Source organism: Sporosarcina sp. Y1004, from assembly GCF_057669665.1.
This window is the reverse complement of record NZ_JBYHFQ010000010.1, coordinates 77,809-92,956: the sequence shown is the minus strand read 5'-3', so window position 1 is coordinate 92,956 and position 15,148 is coordinate 77,809. Positions and strand designations below refer to the sequence as shown.

Below are 15,148 nucleotides of genomic sequence, written 5' to 3'. Positions count from 1 at the left end.
GACAAAGAAAAAAGCCAAACCCCGAGGGGCTTGGCTTTTGAATGGTTAATTCAAATTAGTTTTTGTTTACGTTTGTAGCTTGAAGACCGCGTTGGCCTTGCTCGATTTCAAACGTAACATCTTGACCTTCTTCAAGAGACTTGAAGCCTTCTCCTTGAATAGCCGAGAAATGTACGAATACGTCGTCGCCATCTTCGCGTTCGATGAAGCCAAATCCTTTTTCTGCGTTAAACCATTTCACTTTACCTTGTTCCATGTGTGTATCCTCCTCGTATGCTTTGTGCATACATTGTGTTACTATCCTTGCTCAAGTCTTGAAGCGGTCAAGATTTATTTCGAGACCATCATGCCGAACAAAAATAATTCTTCTTTATCATAACAGGCCCATCTGGATAATGCAAGGGAAATGTTTGAGTTAAAAAAACAACTTGAAAATTCGATAGATAATTGCTGCGATTAAAGCTGAAATCGGCAATGTAATAACCCATGTGACAACGATCCTTTGAGCCATACCCCAATTGACACCTTTCACACGCTGGGCCGAGCCTACACCCATGATTGCAGATGAAATTACGTGTGTTGTACTGACGGGTAAGTGGATGAGTGTAGCGCCGAAAATAATTGCAGCAGATGATAAATCTGCAGCTATTCCGTTCACTGGACGAATTTTCATTATTTTGCCGCCGACTGTTTTTATGATTTTATAACCGCCAATTGATGTTCCTAGACCCATCGCAGTTGCGGCAGCAATTCGAACCCATAGCTGAATGTCTTCCGACGATTGCATTTCTGCAGCGATAAGCGCCATTGTAATAATCCCCATGGCTTTTTGTGCGTCATTCGTTCCGTGTGTAAAGGATTGAAGTGCTGCTGTAGCAATTTGTATATAACGGATTCGTTTATTTGTTCCAAATAAATTCCTGTTTTTCAATGTTAGTTTGAATAGTGACATTACAAGGAAGCCGACCGCAAGTGCGATGAATGGTGAAATAAGAAGCGCTTGTAATATTTTTAAGAAACCACCGTAGTTTAAAATACCGAAACCTGCCGCTGAAATTGCTGCACCAGCAATTGACCCGATTAAGGCATGGGATGAACTGGACGGGATTCCGAAATACCATGTAACGAGATTCCAAATAATTGCTGACGTCAGTGCCGCCAAGATAACGAGTGGACCATTTTCGAGAGCGAAAGGATCAACGATGTCTTTGGAAATTGTTTTCGCAACGCCTGTAAATGCGAGCGCTCCAATGAAGTTCATGATAGCTGCCATCATAATAGCAGTTCGTGGCTTTAGGGCACGTGTCGAAACGGATGTTGCGATTGAGTTTGCCGTATCGTGAAAGCCGTTGATGAAATCAAAAGCGAGTGCGAAAATGACAACTAAAATGGTAAGGAGAAGAATAGTATTCATTTATCGGCTCCCTCTTATGCGTTGCGCATAATGATTGTATCGATTGTGTTGGCGACATCCTGGCAATAATCCGCGATATCTTCAAGTTGTTCATAAATATCTTTGAATTGAATAATTCGAATGGGATCTTTTTCGTTAATGAAAAGTTGTTTGATGGATGTACGGAAAACTTCATCACAAACCCGCTCGTATTCTTTAATGAGGATAGCGTGATCGTGCATGGCCTCAAGCTTTTTCTTTGCGAGTAGCTTCATTGCTTTCACTATTTCATCTGTACTTTTCACGATGTACTCCATGAATTTCTGCATATACTCATCAATTTCAGTAAGTGAAAACATTTCTAGATGGGCTACGAAATGTTCGATGCCATCAAGAACATCGTCCATTTTAATAGACAACTGCATAATGTCTTCCCTTTCAATTGGTGTAATAAATGATTTATTAAGCTTTGCAATGAGATTATGGATAAGCGAGTCACCCGCAGTTTCATAATTTTTAAGCTTAATGCTTACTTCTTTCAAGTCAACGGCTGTACCTACCTTAAAGTCGTTGGCGTAATGAGCTGCTTCTTGTACATTTTCAGCAATCATTAGTAGTGCTGTTAAAAATGGATCAGGTTTACGTTGACTAAACATTGTGTGCCTCCGTCCGTTTCCGGAATTAAATTTTTTGTATGCTCTTTACAAAATCTTAATAAAGCATATCATAGCAAAAACAAATTGAGACACCTATAAAATTTTCAAAACCATTAGAAAAGGAAAAGTGGTACTAGAAATGGTTGAATTCCTCATAAGTGGGAGGTGACTTAATATACTCAATTAAGTACCCTATTTATATTAAAGCTAACGTAAGATGTATGTGATGAAATTAACAATCTTGTTGCGGCGTTTAAATAAAAAGTGGAACAGAGTCAATTCACATTGTATGAAAATGTAAGCTAATAGATTCGAAATAAATTAATCAATTTTCAGTAAATTGAAACTTATGGGGTTGTTGGACGTATACATAGGTGAGGCAAAAAAGGTGAAGGCGGAGGTGCTGAAATGGAACTGTTTGGAATGCCAATTGTGCAAGTATATTTAATTACACTAATTATCGCGGGTCTTGCGACATTGTTATATATCCTATTTAGTGATATGGCTGAAGGGATTGGTGAAGTAAGTCCAGTATTGGATCCAGCAGTTATACTTGCATTCATTACGTTTGTAGCGGCTAGTGGTTATATTTTGGAACTTGTTACATCTTGGGGCAGTGGAATCATTTTAGTAATTGCACTTGTTACTGCTTTGTTACTCGATTTTTTATTGTACTTATTCATTCTTCTTCCATTAAGGTCAGCGGAAGTATCCCTTTCTTACACGGATGAGTCGTTGATGGGACGGGTTGGGAAAGTAATTGTACCTATTCCGGTTGACGGATTCGGCGAGATTGTCATCGAATCGGTAAATGGCGTAATATCAAAGAGAGCGGCGGGGTACGAGAACACAGCAATTGAATACGAGAAAGAAGTTTTAATCATCGAAGTGAGAGATGGGACATTCATCGTCAAGGAGTATGAACCGTTCCGCTTCAAATAAAAAAAGGGGGAAAAACAGATGGAAATTTGGATAGCACTTGGAGTAGTCGCATTTGTATTACTGGCAGTTATTCTCGTTTACGTTACAAAGTATCGTACAGTGGGGCCAGACGAAGCACTTATCGTGACAGGAAGTTACCTAGGAACTAAAAATGTACATACAGACGATTCAGGCAATCGTATTAAAATTATACGCGGGGGCGGAACGTTCCTGTTACCGGTATTCCAGCAAGCAGCACCGCTTAGTCTTTTATCTAGTAAACTTGAAGTGACAACGCCGGAAGTATACACAGAACAAGGTGTTCCAGTTATGGCGGACGGAACAGCCATTATTAAAATCGGCGGCTCAATAGCAGAAATTGCAACAGCCGCGGAGCAATTTTTAGGAAAATCGAAAGCAGACCGTGAAAACGAAGCGAAAGAAGTGCTCGAAGGTCATCTGCGTTCGATTCTAGGTTCCATGACAGTAGAGGAAATTTACAAAAATCGTGATAAGTTCTCACAAGAAGTACAGCGTGTTGCGTCACAGGACCTTGCGAAAATGGGACTCATCATCGTTTCATTCACAATAAAAGATGTACGTGATAAGAACGGCTACCTCGATTCTCTCGGAAAACCGCGTATCGCACAAGTGAAACGTGATGCAGATATCGCAATGGTTGAAGCAGAAAAAGAAACGCGTATTAAAAATGCAGAAGCATCCAAAGAAGCGCAAAAAGCGGAAATCGAGCGTGCGACTGAAATTGCGGAAGCCGAAAAAGAGAATCAATTGAAAGTTGCGGATTACCGACGCGAACAGGACGTTGCGAAAGCACGTGCCGACCAAGCATACGAACTTCAAACGGCCGTTTCTAAACAGGAAGTTATGGAACAAGAAATGCAAGTTCAAATCATTGAACGTCAAAAGCAAATTGAACTTGAAGAGAAAGAGATTCTGCGTCGTGAAAAGCAATACGATTCCGAAGTAAAGAAAAAAGCTGATGCAGACCGCTACGCAATCGAACAAAATGCAGAAGCTGAAAAGTCTAAACAAATTACTGAAGCCGATGCCGAGAAGTATCGCATTGAAGCGCGAGCGTCTGCCGATGCAGAAAAAGTCCGCCTCGATGGGCAAGCAAAAGCGGATGCCCAACGTGCACAAGGTGAATCAGAAGCAGATATTATCCGTTTGAAAGGTCTTGCGGAAGCAGAAGCGAAACGTAAAATTGCTGAAGCATTTGAACAATACGGTCAAGCTGCCATGCTTGATATGATCGTTAACATGCTACCGGAATACGCGAAACAAATTGCAAGCCCGCTTGCGAATATCGATAAAATCACAGTCGTTGACACGGGTAGTGGTGAAGGTGGCGGAGCAAACAAGGTTACGTCTTACGCCACGAACCTCATGGCGACATTGCAGGAGTCATTGAAAGCTTCATCAGGCATCGACGTTAAGGAAATGCTCGAGAATTATTCGGGCAAAGGCACTATTCGCCCAAGTATTGACCAATTGACAAATGAAGTGAAAGCAGCAAATACGAAGCCACCGATACAACAACAGATTACAGAAAAACAAGTAGCAGCCGATAAAACTGAATAAATTCATAGGAGAGGGTCCAAGCGCAATTATGCGATTTGGACTCTTTTTTTATGGAGCAGGGGCTATCTCCGCATGTAGATGAGGTCGATCGACCATATAAGGCTACTTACCAATCATATAAGTGCTCCAACCAACCAAATTCTAAGAACATCTTAAGAAATTCTTCATATCCATCCTTACAAAGCCTTAAGAATCTCTCCTTATAATGAAGGGAGTAAAGAAATTTGGAGGAGATTGCATGATTAGTGTAAGAAATTTAAACCATTCATTCAAAATTGGCAAGAAAGGTAAGGAGAGGCAGGTGCCTGTGCTTAAAGGACTGAAATTTGACATAGCAGATGGTGAAATCGTATCGATTGTCGGAAAAAGTGGTTCGGGCAAATCAACGCTTCTTCACATAATGGCAGGATTCCTGACGCCTGAAAGTGGAGAAATTCACGTGCAGGGCGTACAGACGTCTTCATTTAGCGAAGCGGAAAGTGCAAAATTCAGACTGGATCATTTCGGATTCGTTTTTCAAAACTTCCAGCTCATGCCTGGCTTAACAGCGTTTGAAAACATTGAACTACCGCTGACATTGAAAGGTATCAGCAAAAGCGAGCGGCAGCAGAAAGTGCAAGACCTCATGCAAATCGTTGGTTTGGCTGAGGTGCAAGATCATTATCCGAATGAATTATCCGGGGGGCAGCAGCAACGGGTCGGTATCGCGCGTGCGCTTATCACCGATCCGCCAATTATTTTTGCCGATGAACCGACAGGTAGTCTTGATTCGGAAACAGAGCAGGATGTCCTTTTGCTAATCCAGTCGCTCAATAAAACACGGGGCATCACATTCGTCATCATCACACACGACGATGAAGTGGCTCAAACGGCGAACCGTGTGTACAGAATGCACGACGGGGTATTAACGGAAGGTAGTGAACAGCATGCAATTTAAAGACCAAATCAGTTTCGTGCGGCGACATATAAAGAAAAACAGAATGCGTGTCTTTATGACCGTGCTTGCAGCAACAATGGGTACAGCATTTCTGATTGTGCTTGCGTCAGTTGGGTTCGGATTACACGATACAATACGCAAAGAAATTCTGTCGAACCGACTTGTGACGCAAATTGAGGTGTACTCAAGTGAGATGAATGAAGAGAAAGTTGCTGAGTTAAAGAAAAGGGAGCATGTAAATGCAGTTGTATTCCGCCAAAGTTTAGGTGCAGAAGAGCAGACGTCAATAGGTGAATTCACAGGGAATAATTCGCTTACGATAACGGACTTTACAGAAGAGAAGAAAGCAAATTTCGAACTTCAGAAAGGACGTTTACCTGAAAAATCGAACGAAGTCGTCGTGGGAAGCGATTTTGCAGAAGCCTTATTGAAACAACCAGTTGAAAATGGAGAGGGCGAAAATAAAACCTACGACGGTAAATTGATTGGTGAACAGTTCATTTATCAAATTGGTGATAATAAAGGGGGAATAATTGAAGAGCAAATACCACTTACAATAGTAGGTATCGGAAAAAATCCTGCAAAAGATTGGGTTCAGGATCAAAAAATATATGTGGATGCTACGATCATTCCAGAGTTAGAAAAAATCTATTATTCGCATGTAGAGAGACCTGTGGATGAGGATGCCGAGGTAGATTCCTTATTTTATGGTGAAGTAAACATCTATGCGGATAAAATAGAAAACGTCAAAGCACTTTCTACTGCATTGAAAGAGGATGGATACAGCGTCTATTCCATATCGGAGGAACTCGATCAGCTTGACGTCTTTTTCCTGGCGTTGAAAGCGGGGCTCGTATTCGTCGGGACAATCGCGATTTTGATTGCATCCATCGGTATTTTCAACACGATGACAATGGCCGTGACAGAGCGGACGCGGGAAATTGGTGTTATGAAGGCAATCGGGGCAGATCCGAAATTAATCCAACGATTGTTCTTGATGGAAAGCGCATGGATTGGCATATTGGGAACGGTGCTTGCTGTCGTCATTTCGTATGGAGTGAGTATTGTATCGAATTATATCTTACCAATTATCGTCACAGCAGCACTTGGCGAAGAGGACTTTGGTGGAATGACCGTCACGTTCTCCATTATTCCATGGCAGCTTGTAGTCATTGCTTCCACAATCAGTATTGCTGTTGCCATGATTTCAGGATGGCGTCCGGCACGTAAAGCAACAAAAATTGATGTTATTAATGCGTTGAGACAGGAACTGTAATTGCTAGAATGCGTTGCTGGAAAACAGGTATTTCATTTAAAAAGCGTTCTTCCAAGACGAGGTACATGAAATAATAGTGCCAATCATGCGATAATGGGAATACTTACAATTGAAAGAGGGATGGATAATGGATTATCGTATTGAGCATGACACGTTCGGTGAAATTGAAGTACCATCGGACAAGTTATGGGGTGCACAAACACAACGTAGTAAACAAAACTTTAAAATTGGCGGAGAAAAAATGCCGATTGGTGTTATACATGCATTTGCTCACTTGAAAAAGTCAGCAGCCATCGCGAGCCATGCACATGGTGCTCTATCAGAAGCAAAAATGAAGGCGATTTCTGCAGCGGCGGATGAAGTGATATCCGGAAAGTTGGACGACCATTTTCCACTTGTCGTTTGGCAAACAGGTAGCGGTACGCAGTCAAACATGAACATGAACGAAGTACTGGCACATCGTGGCAATCAACTTCTTGAGGAGTGGGGCGAGGAAGAAAGCCTTCATCCGAACGACGATGTGAACAAGTCACAAAGTTCGAATGACACATTCCCGACAGCGTTGCATGTTGCAGGCGTCATAGCTGTACAACAGCAACTTGTTCCGGCAATTAAGGTATTAAAAGAAACACTTGGCAAGAAATCAGAAGAATTCATGGATATCATTAAAATTGGTCGTACGCATTTACAAGACGCGACGCCTTTAACGCTAGGCCAAGAGATTAGCGGCTGGCACCGTATGCTCGAGAAAACGGAACAAATGATTACTGGCAGCGTCGAGTCGATGAAAGAACTTGCGATTGGCGGAACAGCTGTTGGAACAGGACTCAACGCACCTGCTGGATTCGGCGACCGTGTTGCTGCTGAAATTAGCACAGCGGTGGGCATTGAGTTTACGTCTGCGATAAACAAATTCCATTCACTCACGAGCTATGACGAAATTGTTTACGTTCATGGTGCCATCAAAGCGCTTGCGGCGGACTTGATGAAAATTGCCAATGACGTACGTTGGTTGGCGAGTGGACCGCGTTCAGGCATCGGAGAAATAACAATTCCCGAAAATGAACCCGGCAGTTCTATCATGCCAGGAAAAGTGAATCCGACGCAAAGTGAAGCATTGACGATGGTTGTTGCACAAGTCATGGGGAATGATACAACAATTGGCTTTGCGGCGAGCCAAGGAAACTTTGAACTGAACGTCTTCAAACCGGTTATCATCTTCAACTTCCTTCAATCGGTGACGTTGTTGAGTGATGCGATGATCAGTTTCAACGATAATTGTGCAATTGGTATTGAACCGAATCGTGAAGAGATTGATCGTAAAGTTCAAAACTCACTCATGCTCGTAACGGCACTTAATCCTTATATCGGTTACGAAAATGCAGCAAAAATCGCGAAAACTGCACATGCTGAAGGTACAACGTTGAAAGAGGCGGCACTTAAATCAGGCTTGCTGACAGAAGAACAGTTTGACGAGTATGTCGTTCCGTCGAAAATGATCGGCAGATAAATTGGATAGACAAAAGGAGGTTCCATCAGTCCGCGTCCTGGCTGATGGAACTTTTTTTGATGAAAACGGGGAAATTGTTATGGTTGTAGAAGTAAGGTTTGCATTCCTAACATTTACTTATTAATCTTTCTGGAAATTTTAAAATGAAGATTTCGGAATCGAAAAGTACAGTGGAACGCGGTCTTAAAAGGGCAGTTTTGAAGCTGCTACAGTACTGATTTTACAGATAGGGGAGTGGACAAGATGAAAGGTGTATCATTTGTAGCATCATGGAGCGGCGGGAAAGATTCTGCCATGGCTTATTACCGTGCAATGAAAGCGGGCGGCATTCCGAACCGGTTGTGGACGATGTTTGAAGAGGATGAAGAACGGTCAAAATCACATGCATTGTCTTTTGAAGTTGTGGAAGCCCAGGCGGAAAGACTTGGCGTGCCATTAATGATTCGTGGTGCAAATTGGACAAGTTATGAAGGGCAATTCTTGGATGCGATGAAGGAGTGTGTTGAAGCGGGTATTAATCACGGCGTATTCGGTGATATCGATCTCGAAGATCATTTGACATGGGTACGACAGACATGTGAAAAAGTCGGCATGGAAGCGGTACATCCCCTTTGGATGGAGCCGCGACGTGACATATTGGAAGAGTTCATAGAGGCAGGATTCGAAGCATATATTGTTGTTGTCAATACAAAAATGATGCCGGCACATTTCATTGGCCGTAAATTTACTGTGGAACTGATGGACGAACTGGAAGCGATAGACATCGATTCGTGTGGAGAATCGGGCGAATTTCATACTGTTACCGTAAATGGTCCGATATTCAGTGAAAGAGTACCTGTTGTATTTTCTGGAAAGCACGAACGGGATGGGTATGTATTTTTAGATGTAGCGTTGGAAGAAAAGAAGTGAGTGGCAACGGAATAGAGCGATATCTTTTTGGAAACCTCACATTCCGCCATCTTCAACATCTACCAGGAAAATTTGCTCGTCAAAACCACCGCGTTTCTCAGCTTTTTCGACTCTGACCCTTTCCAAATCTTCAAATGATGCACCGTAATGGCCTAACGCTGCATGGATAAGTTCCAATAAATCAGCGAGTTCTTCAATGGCGTCATCTGTCGTTTCAGTAGCATCGTATTCATCAATTTCCTCATACATTTTTTTATTGATTTCGATTATGTACTCGTCTTCAGTCAATAGGCGTGTAGTGCACGTTTTACCAGACATTTCGATAATTTCAGGAATCCTATCGCGCACGAGCTTGTTGTATATCGGCATATGTATCATCTCCTTTTCAATCACATAACTAATTATTCTAAATGATACCACGTAATCCTCCGAATTGAAAAAACCATCCACACTCGCTTGGAGCGAACGTGGACGGTTTTTAGTCATATATTCAATAAATCTCCTAGTTCCTTCTCTAAAAATGGATCTGCATGCAACAGAGTCTTGAACGCAGTGTACCGAGTTACTTCATCAGCAGTAGCCTTACGTCCGGTCTGGTATGCACGTATTAAGATATTCTTTGGTGTATGCTCCATGTCGATAAACTCAAGAAGCTGTGCTTCGTAACCAACGAGTGATAAGAGCTCCGCACGAATCGAATCGGTAGCAAGCGCAGAGAACCGTTCTTTGATAAGTCCGTGCTGAAGCATGACGTCGAGCGCGGGGGAATTGACCTGCGAGAATAGTTCATGCTGGCAGCAAGGGACGCTCAAGATGACTTTCGCGCCCCATTTCACCGCGCGTGCGAGCGCCATATCTGTTGCAACGTCGCATGCATGAAGTGTAACCACCATGTCGACGGACGTTTCTTCATTGTAGTCATTGATATCACCTACAAGAAATTCAAGATTCTCGTAACCAAGATTTTTGGCAATCAAACTGCATTCCTCAATCACTTCTTTTTTTAAGTCAAGACCAGTTACTTTAATATCCAGTCCCTTTTCAATGCGCAAATAATGATAGAGAGCAAACGTCAAATAGGATTTACCTGAACCAAAATCGAGGATGCGGATAGTACGGTCTTTTGGCAAGTGAGCAAGTGAATCATCAATGAACTCAACGAATCGGTTAATCTGCCTGAATTTGTCGTGCTTCTGCTTTTTCACTTTACCATCGGGTGTCTGGACTCCCAGTCGGACTAGAAATGGATAGGCAGTATTTTCATCGAGCAAATAATTTTTCTTACGGTTATGTGTTAAGTCAATCACTTTTTCGGATGTCGTTTTCTCTGATTTCCACATAACTTTAAATTTCTTAGTCAACTGGACATGGATTTTTTCGTTGGAAAACTCAGCATGCACTTGTCTAAAACGCTCAAGTAGCTGTTGTAAATAAGGAAGTAATCCATCAGGTGTAATGTTTTCATGATTTAACACGCGTTCATACTGATACTCGAATTGAATATGCAGTTGGCCTTTTATTTCAACAGGCTTCACTTTCACTCGCTTCAAATCATCCGTCTTCGTGCGTGGCTGGCTGATTGTAGCACCAATGAAAGCGCCATCTGTCATGCGACGTGCCAGTTCGTCCAGTAATTCCTCGAATTGCAAATTCATCACTCCTAGTTAAACTCGAATCCCTGTTTCTTTAAAAAGTCTTTCATATAAGTTCGGCGAGGCGCTCCAAGGAAGTCAGCCATAGAGTCGGACCAGGCTGCGTCTTTGCGATTTGAGCCGCGATTTAAATAATACTCGTTCATTATTTCATCGTATTCCGGAATGATTTCGTTGTATTTTTCAGCATCATATCCGTTTTCATGAATGATTGCATCTACGGGCAAGCGGGGTTTTACTTCATTTGCTTCATCGGGAACTCCGATTGTCATAGCGAACATTGGTGCAACACCTACTGGAAGTGCCAGCAAGTTACTGATTTCTTCGGGTGCATTACGCACGCCACCGATATAGCAGATGCCATATCCTTTCGATTCAGCCGCAATTGCAACATTTTGTGCGAACAAAGCCACATCGATTGAACTGACAAGTACATTTTCAGCTGAGGAAAAGTCAATATCCTTCCCGACTAATTGTGCCGCCTTTTTCAATCTACAATAGTCTGCACAAAAAACAAGGACAGCTCCCGCGGATAAAATCTGCTGCGGATTTTTTGCGAGTTCAGCAAGTTTCTGCCGTTTTTCAACGTCCGTGACATAAATAACGGAATAAGCTTGTACAAAATGTGAGGTGGCAGCGTGTTGACCGGCATGAATGAGCTCATGCACTTCTTCTTTTGTTAAGGGGATGTCTTTATACTTTCTTACGGATGAGTGTGCTGTTAATAATTTAATAACCATTGAATCCCTCCAAAATGTGTTTAATGAATTAAGATTAACAGACTTAGATAGTGGTAAACTACCTTTAAAGCTTGAAAAGGGGTGTAGAAATGAATTGGATGGAGAGTATTTCGTTGACGACGACTTTATTAGTCCTATTTCTAGTTATCATACCAATCACGATTGCCATCTTTCTTTTCTTTTATGACAAAAGACAAAAACAACATGCTATTCTTCGGAATTTTCCGATTTTAGGGCGGATGCGTTATGTGCTCGAAAAAACGGGGCCTGAACTTAGACAATATCTTTTTGACGACGATAACGATGGCGAACCATTTAACCGTGAGGAATATTTGCGCATGGTGCTGCCGGGGAAATATTTGAACAGTGTTATCGGCTTTGGATCGAAGCGGGATTTTGAGGAAACTGGTTATTATATACGAAACGCAATGTTTACAATGCAGAATGAGGAAATGCGCGTGGATAATGAGGACCTTGTAGATACGATGCGTTATGTTATGGATGAAGATCATTTGTTTTCCCGGAAAGAGCATCGTGAAGAAATCCCGACATTGCCATGGCTGTTGCCGGAAGAGGACGCGATCGTAATCGGACCGAACTGTGAGCAGCCGTTCCATGTACGCAGTATGCTTGGTCAATCAGGAATGAGTTACGGAGCACTCGGAGAAAAGGCCATCACTGCTTTGTCAAAAGGGATTGGCCTGGCTAAAGGCGCATGGATGAATACCGGTGAGGGAGGTCTTTCCTCGCATCATCTGGCGGGAGGTGCTGATATCATTGCTCAAATCGGTTCTGGTCTTTTCGGTTTCAGGACGGAAGAAGGAGAATTCAGTTTTGAAAGGGTCCGTGAAAAAGCGGATATTCCTCAAGTGAAAGCATTTGAGATTAAGCTTGCACAAGGTGCAAAGATGCGTGGAGGGCATGTAGAAGGATCCAAGGTAACGGAAGAAATTGCTGCAATCCGCAATGTTGTTCCTTATGTTTCCATTAACAGTCCGAATCGTTTTCACCAGTTTGATGATTATCCAACACTATTTGAATTCATTGATCAAATTCGCCAGCATTCCGGTAAACCGGTTGGTATTAAAATCGTCATTGGTGGTAAAGAAGACGCGGAAGAATTAGCAGCGTTCATGCATGAAACTGGTAAGGGTCCTGATTTTATATCGCTGGATGGTGGAGAAGGTGGCTCTGGAGCTACCTACCAAGATCTTGCAGACAGCGTTGGGTTGCCGTTACGTTCTTCGATTATTCTTCTAGACGATGCGCTTAGGAAATTTGAAGTGCGTGACCAAGTAAAAATCATTGCCTCGGGTAAAATAACGACACCGGACCGGGCAGCAATTGTGTTGGCAATGGGGGCAGACTTAGTTCAAATTGCACGAGGTTTTATGATTTCCGTCGGTTGCATTATGGCGCACCGTTGCCATACGAATGATTGTCCAACGGGTGTAGCGACAACGGATAAGAAGCTACAACAAGGTCTCGTCGTTGAGGAGAAAAAGTTCCGTGTTACAAATTATATTTTGACAATGCGAGAGGGACTTTTCCGAATCTCCGCAGCTGCGGGACTGGATTCTCCGACGAAACTCACAAGGCATCATATAGTTTACAAGGATGACCGAGGACGTGTTTATCCGGTTGAATGAAATGAAGAATACCGTTCTGCCTACAAAGGGTAGAACGGTATTCTTCATTTTTGGATGATTAATCCGAAAACAGTTTCACATTAATTTTCCAACCTTTAGAATGTTGTGATAATATATAAGTATATGAATCAATGAGAAAAGGGGAATGGATATGACGTTGTTACACAAAACAGTGGGGGAAATTGTAAGAGAGCAGGCACGGCTTTATCCTGCGCAGGAAGCGTATGTCTATCCGGAACATGGGATTCGTAAAACATATACAGAATTTGACGAGGAAACAGATATACTTGCGAAAGCGTTCATGGGCATGGGCATCGGAAAAGGGGAAAACGTTGCCATCTGGTCGGATAATAAACGGGAGTGGCTGCTCAGCCAGTTTGCAACAGGTAAAATGGGGGCAGTTCTTGTCACGGTGAATACGAATTACCAAGCTTCAGAGTTGGAGTATTTATTAAAACAATCTGATGCAACTACACTTATTCTGGATGAAAGCTTTAAGGGGACGAGTTACATAGACATCCTCAAGAGAGTTTGTCCGGAGCTGTTAATAGGTGAAAAAGGTTCTATAGCAAGCGAAAAACTTCCTCATTTTAAACGAATCATTTTGATGACGGAGCGAGAAGAAGCGGGTATGTATAAATGGTCTGAATTTTTATCGTATGCGGAAGGTGTATCTGATGAACAGCTGGATAAGCAGTTCCATTCGCTAAATCCTGATGATGTCATCAATATTCAATATACATCCGGCACGACCGGCCAACCGAAGGGAGTTATGCTGACGCATAGAAATGTCGTCAATAATGGTAAATTAATCGGTGATAATATGAAACTGACTGAGCAGGATCGGGTCTGTATTCCAGTACCATTTTTTCATTGCTTCGGTTGTGTACTGGGTACGCTTGCAGCTGTCACGCACGGTTCCGCGATGATTTTGCTTGAACAATTTGATCCTCTACGCGTACTTCAGGCGGTGCAGGAAGAAAGATGTACAGCACTTCATGGGGTACCTACGATGTTCATTGCTGAGCTAAATCATCCTGATTTTAAAAAGTATGATACATCTACGCTTCGTACCGGAATAATGGCAGGCTCCGTATGTCCAATTGAAGTTATGAAACGGGTTATTGAAGATATGGGTGCGAGTGAGATTACGATTTGTTACGGCCTGACGGAAGCATCTCCTGTCATAACTCAGACAAAGACAGATGATCCAATCAGTAAAAGGGTTTCGACAGTCGGTATGCCGCATCCAAGTGTAGAAGTCAAAATCATTGATTCCATCACGGGTGATGAGATGCCTGTTGGGGAACCCGGGGAACTTTGCACGCGCGGATATAATGTCATGAAAGGGTATTATAATAACCCAGAGGCGACAAAAGAAGTCATTGATGCAGAAGGATGGCTCCATACTGGAGACATCGCTGTAATGGACACGGAAGGATATATTGATATTACAGGGCGCATCAAAGACATGGTTATTCGTGGTGGTGAAAATATCTATCCAAAAGAAGTAGAGGAGTTCCTATATACACATCCTGACATCGCTGACGTACAAGTCGTAGGCGTACCGGATGCAAAGTATGGCGAGGAACTGATGGCGTGGATTATTCTGAAGCCAGGAGTGAAAATCGATGAAGAGGCAGTACGCACTTTCTGCAAAGGAAACATTTCTCATCACAAAATTCCGAAGTATATTGAGTTTACGGAAGAGTATCCGATGACTGCATCCGGTAAAATACAGAAGTTCAAATTGCGTGAAATGTCTTTTGAGAAATCGTCCACATAATCGTAAGCGTATTCCATACGATATTGTGGGATACGCGTATTACAAACCATTCTAATTAGCCAAAAGTTCAGCTTGAGCAGAGGGGATAGTGTGAAAGGAACAACATTTGCATCTGTT

15 protein-coding genes are annotated in these 15,148 nt (G+C 42.5%); 9 read left to right on the top strand and 6 right to left on the bottom strand.

Annotation, left to right across the window (positions count from 1 at the left end; genetic code table 11):
* Positions 1-55: 55 nt before the first annotated feature.
* The 3 genes from AC25Y6_RS09440 to AC25Y6_RS09430 form a co-directional block, all read right to left on the bottom strand.
* The gene (locus AC25Y6_RS09440; RefSeq protein WP_067205063.1) at positions 56-256 is read right to left on the bottom strand and encodes a cold-shock protein; all 201 of its coding nucleotides are present in this window, start codon (positions 254-256) and stop codon (positions 56-58) included.
* Positions 257-415: 159 nt separating this feature from the next.
* Positions 416-1,414, bottom strand: coding sequence for an anion permease (locus AC25Y6_RS09435; RefSeq protein ID WP_488142799.1), 999 nt, complete (start codon positions 1,412-1,414; stop codon positions 416-418).
* Positions 1,415-1,428: 14 nt separating this feature from the next.
* Positions 1,429-2,049 carry a DUF47 domain-containing protein gene (locus AC25Y6_RS09430; RefSeq protein ID WP_488142798.1) on the bottom strand — a complete coding sequence of 207 codons (621 nt, stop codon included), beginning with the start codon at positions 2,047-2,049 and terminating at the stop codon, positions 1,429-1,431.
* A 408-nt stretch (positions 2,050-2,457) separates the two neighbouring features.
* On the opposite strand from AC25Y6_RS09430, the gene AC25Y6_RS09425 reads away from it, so the two are divergent.
* The 7 genes from AC25Y6_RS09425 to AC25Y6_RS09395 all read left to right on the top strand — a co-directional run bounded on the left by AC25Y6_RS09425 (position 2,458) and on the right by AC25Y6_RS09395 (position 9,204).
* Positions 2,458-2,991, top strand: a complete 534-nt coding sequence (locus tag AC25Y6_RS09425; protein ID WP_488142797.1) for an NfeD family membrane protein — start codon at positions 2,458-2,460, stop codon at positions 2,989-2,991.
* 18 nt (positions 2,992-3,009) lie between these two features.
* Positions 3,010-4,572 carry a flotillin lipid rafts scaffold protein FloT gene (floT, locus tag AC25Y6_RS09420; protein WP_488142796.1) on the top strand — a complete coding sequence of 521 codons (1,563 nt, stop codon included), beginning with the start codon at positions 3,010-3,012 and terminating at the stop codon, positions 4,570-4,572.
* A gap of 238 nt (positions 4,573-4,810) precedes the next feature.
* Positions 4,811-5,509, top strand: a complete 699-nt coding sequence (locus tag AC25Y6_RS09415) for an ABC transporter ATP-binding protein (protein WP_488142795.1) — start codon at positions 4,811-4,813, stop codon at positions 5,507-5,509.
* Positions 5,499-6,785, top strand: a complete 1,287-nt coding sequence (locus AC25Y6_RS09410) for an ABC transporter permease (protein ID WP_488142794.1) — start codon at positions 5,499-5,501, stop codon at positions 6,783-6,785. The genes AC25Y6_RS09415 and AC25Y6_RS09410 overlap by 11 nt, the downstream gene beginning before the upstream one ends.
* A 127-nt stretch (positions 6,786-6,912) precedes the next feature.
* Positions 6,913-8,295 (top strand): class II fumarate hydratase, encoded by a 1,383-nt coding sequence (gene fumC, locus AC25Y6_RS09405; RefSeq protein ID WP_488142793.1) that lies wholly within the window; start codon positions 6,913-6,915, stop codon positions 8,293-8,295.
* A 1-nt stretch (position 8,296) separates the two neighbouring features.
* A complete protein-coding gene (locus AC25Y6_RS09400; RefSeq protein ID WP_488142792.1) occupies positions 8,297-8,419 on the top strand; it encodes a hypothetical protein in 123 nt (40 codons plus the stop codon).
* Between the two features lie 119 nt (positions 8,420-8,538).
* The gene (locus AC25Y6_RS09395) at positions 8,539-9,204 is read left to right on the top strand and encodes a Dph6-related ATP pyrophosphatase (protein ID WP_488142791.1); all 666 of its coding nucleotides are present in this window, start codon (positions 8,539-8,541) and stop codon (positions 9,202-9,204) included.
* 36 nt (positions 9,205-9,240) lie between these two features.
* On the opposite strand, the gene AC25Y6_RS09390 is transcribed toward AC25Y6_RS09395, so the two are convergent.
* The 3 genes from AC25Y6_RS09390 to nfsA form a co-directional block, all read right to left on the bottom strand.
* Positions 9,241-9,573, bottom strand: a complete 333-nt coding sequence (locus AC25Y6_RS09390) for a nucleoside triphosphate pyrophosphohydrolase (RefSeq protein WP_482101767.1) — start codon at positions 9,571-9,573, stop codon at positions 9,241-9,243.
* A gap of 113 nt (positions 9,574-9,686) precedes the next feature.
* The gene (locus tag AC25Y6_RS09385; protein WP_488142815.1) at positions 9,687-10,853 is read right to left on the bottom strand and encodes a class I SAM-dependent methyltransferase; all 1,167 of its coding nucleotides are present in this window, start codon (positions 10,851-10,853) and stop codon (positions 9,687-9,689) included.
* An 11-nt stretch (positions 10,854-10,864) separates the two neighbouring features.
* Positions 10,865-11,596, bottom strand: a complete 732-nt coding sequence (gene nfsA / locus AC25Y6_RS09380) for an oxygen-insensitive NADPH nitroreductase (protein ID WP_482101492.1) — start codon at positions 11,594-11,596, stop codon at positions 10,865-10,867.
* An 89-nt stretch (positions 11,597-11,685) separates the two neighbouring features.
* On the opposite strand from nfsA, the gene AC25Y6_RS09375 reads away from it, so the two are divergent.
* Positions 11,686-13,245: an FMN-binding glutamate synthase family protein gene (locus AC25Y6_RS09375; RefSeq protein WP_488142790.1), complete on the top strand. Its 1,560-nt coding sequence runs from the start codon at positions 11,686-11,688 to the stop codon at positions 13,243-13,245.
* Positions 13,246-13,396: 151 nt separating this feature from the next.
* Positions 13,397-15,031 carry an AMP-binding protein gene (locus AC25Y6_RS09370; RefSeq protein ID WP_488142789.1) on the top strand — a complete coding sequence of 545 codons (1,635 nt, stop codon included), beginning with the start codon at positions 13,397-13,399 and terminating at the stop codon, positions 15,029-15,031.
* Positions 15,032-15,148 lie beyond the last annotated feature (117 nt).

Bases quoted from the DNA above. Each gene is read 5' to 3' on its own strand.
- AC25Y6_RS09440 (WP_067205063.1), bottom strand. From the start codon at position 256: ATGGAACAAGGTAAAGTGAAATGGTTTAACGCAGAAAAAGGATTTGGC.
- AC25Y6_RS09435 (WP_488142799.1), bottom strand. From the start codon at position 1,414: ATGAATACTATTCTTCTCCTTACCATTTTAGTTGTCATTTTCGCACTC.
- AC25Y6_RS09430 (WP_488142798.1), bottom strand. From the start codon at position 2,049: ATGTTTAGTCAACGTAAACCTGATCCATTTTTAACAGCACTACTAATG.
- AC25Y6_RS09425 (WP_488142797.1), top strand. From the start codon at position 2,458: ATGGAACTGTTTGGAATGCCAATTGTGCAAGTATATTTAATTACACTA.
- floT (WP_488142796.1), top strand. From the start codon at position 3,010: ATGGAAATTTGGATAGCACTTGGAGTAGTCGCATTTGTATTACTGGCA.
- AC25Y6_RS09415 (WP_488142795.1), top strand. From the start codon at position 4,811: ATGATTAGTGTAAGAAATTTAAACCATTCATTCAAAATTGGCAAGAAA.
- AC25Y6_RS09410 (WP_488142794.1), top strand. From the start codon at position 5,499: ATGCAATTTAAAGACCAAATCAGTTTCGTGCGGCGACATATAAAGAAA.
- fumC (WP_488142793.1), top strand. From the start codon at position 6,913: ATGGATTATCGTATTGAGCATGACACGTTCGGTGAAATTGAAGTACCA.
- AC25Y6_RS09395 (WP_488142791.1), top strand. From the start codon at position 8,539: ATGAAAGGTGTATCATTTGTAGCATCATGGAGCGGCGGGAAAGATTCT.
- AC25Y6_RS09390 (WP_482101767.1), bottom strand. From the start codon at position 9,573: ATGCCGATATACAACAAGCTCGTGCGCGATAGGATTCCTGAAATTATC.
- nfsA (WP_482101492.1), bottom strand. From the start codon at position 11,596: ATGGTTATTAAATTATTAACAGCACACTCATCCGTAAGAAAGTATAAA.
- AC25Y6_RS09375 (WP_488142790.1), top strand. From the start codon at position 11,686: ATGAATTGGATGGAGAGTATTTCGTTGACGACGACTTTATTAGTCCTA.
- AC25Y6_RS09370 (WP_488142789.1), top strand. From the start codon at position 13,397: ATGACGTTGTTACACAAAACAGTGGGGGAAATTGTAAGAGAGCAGGCA.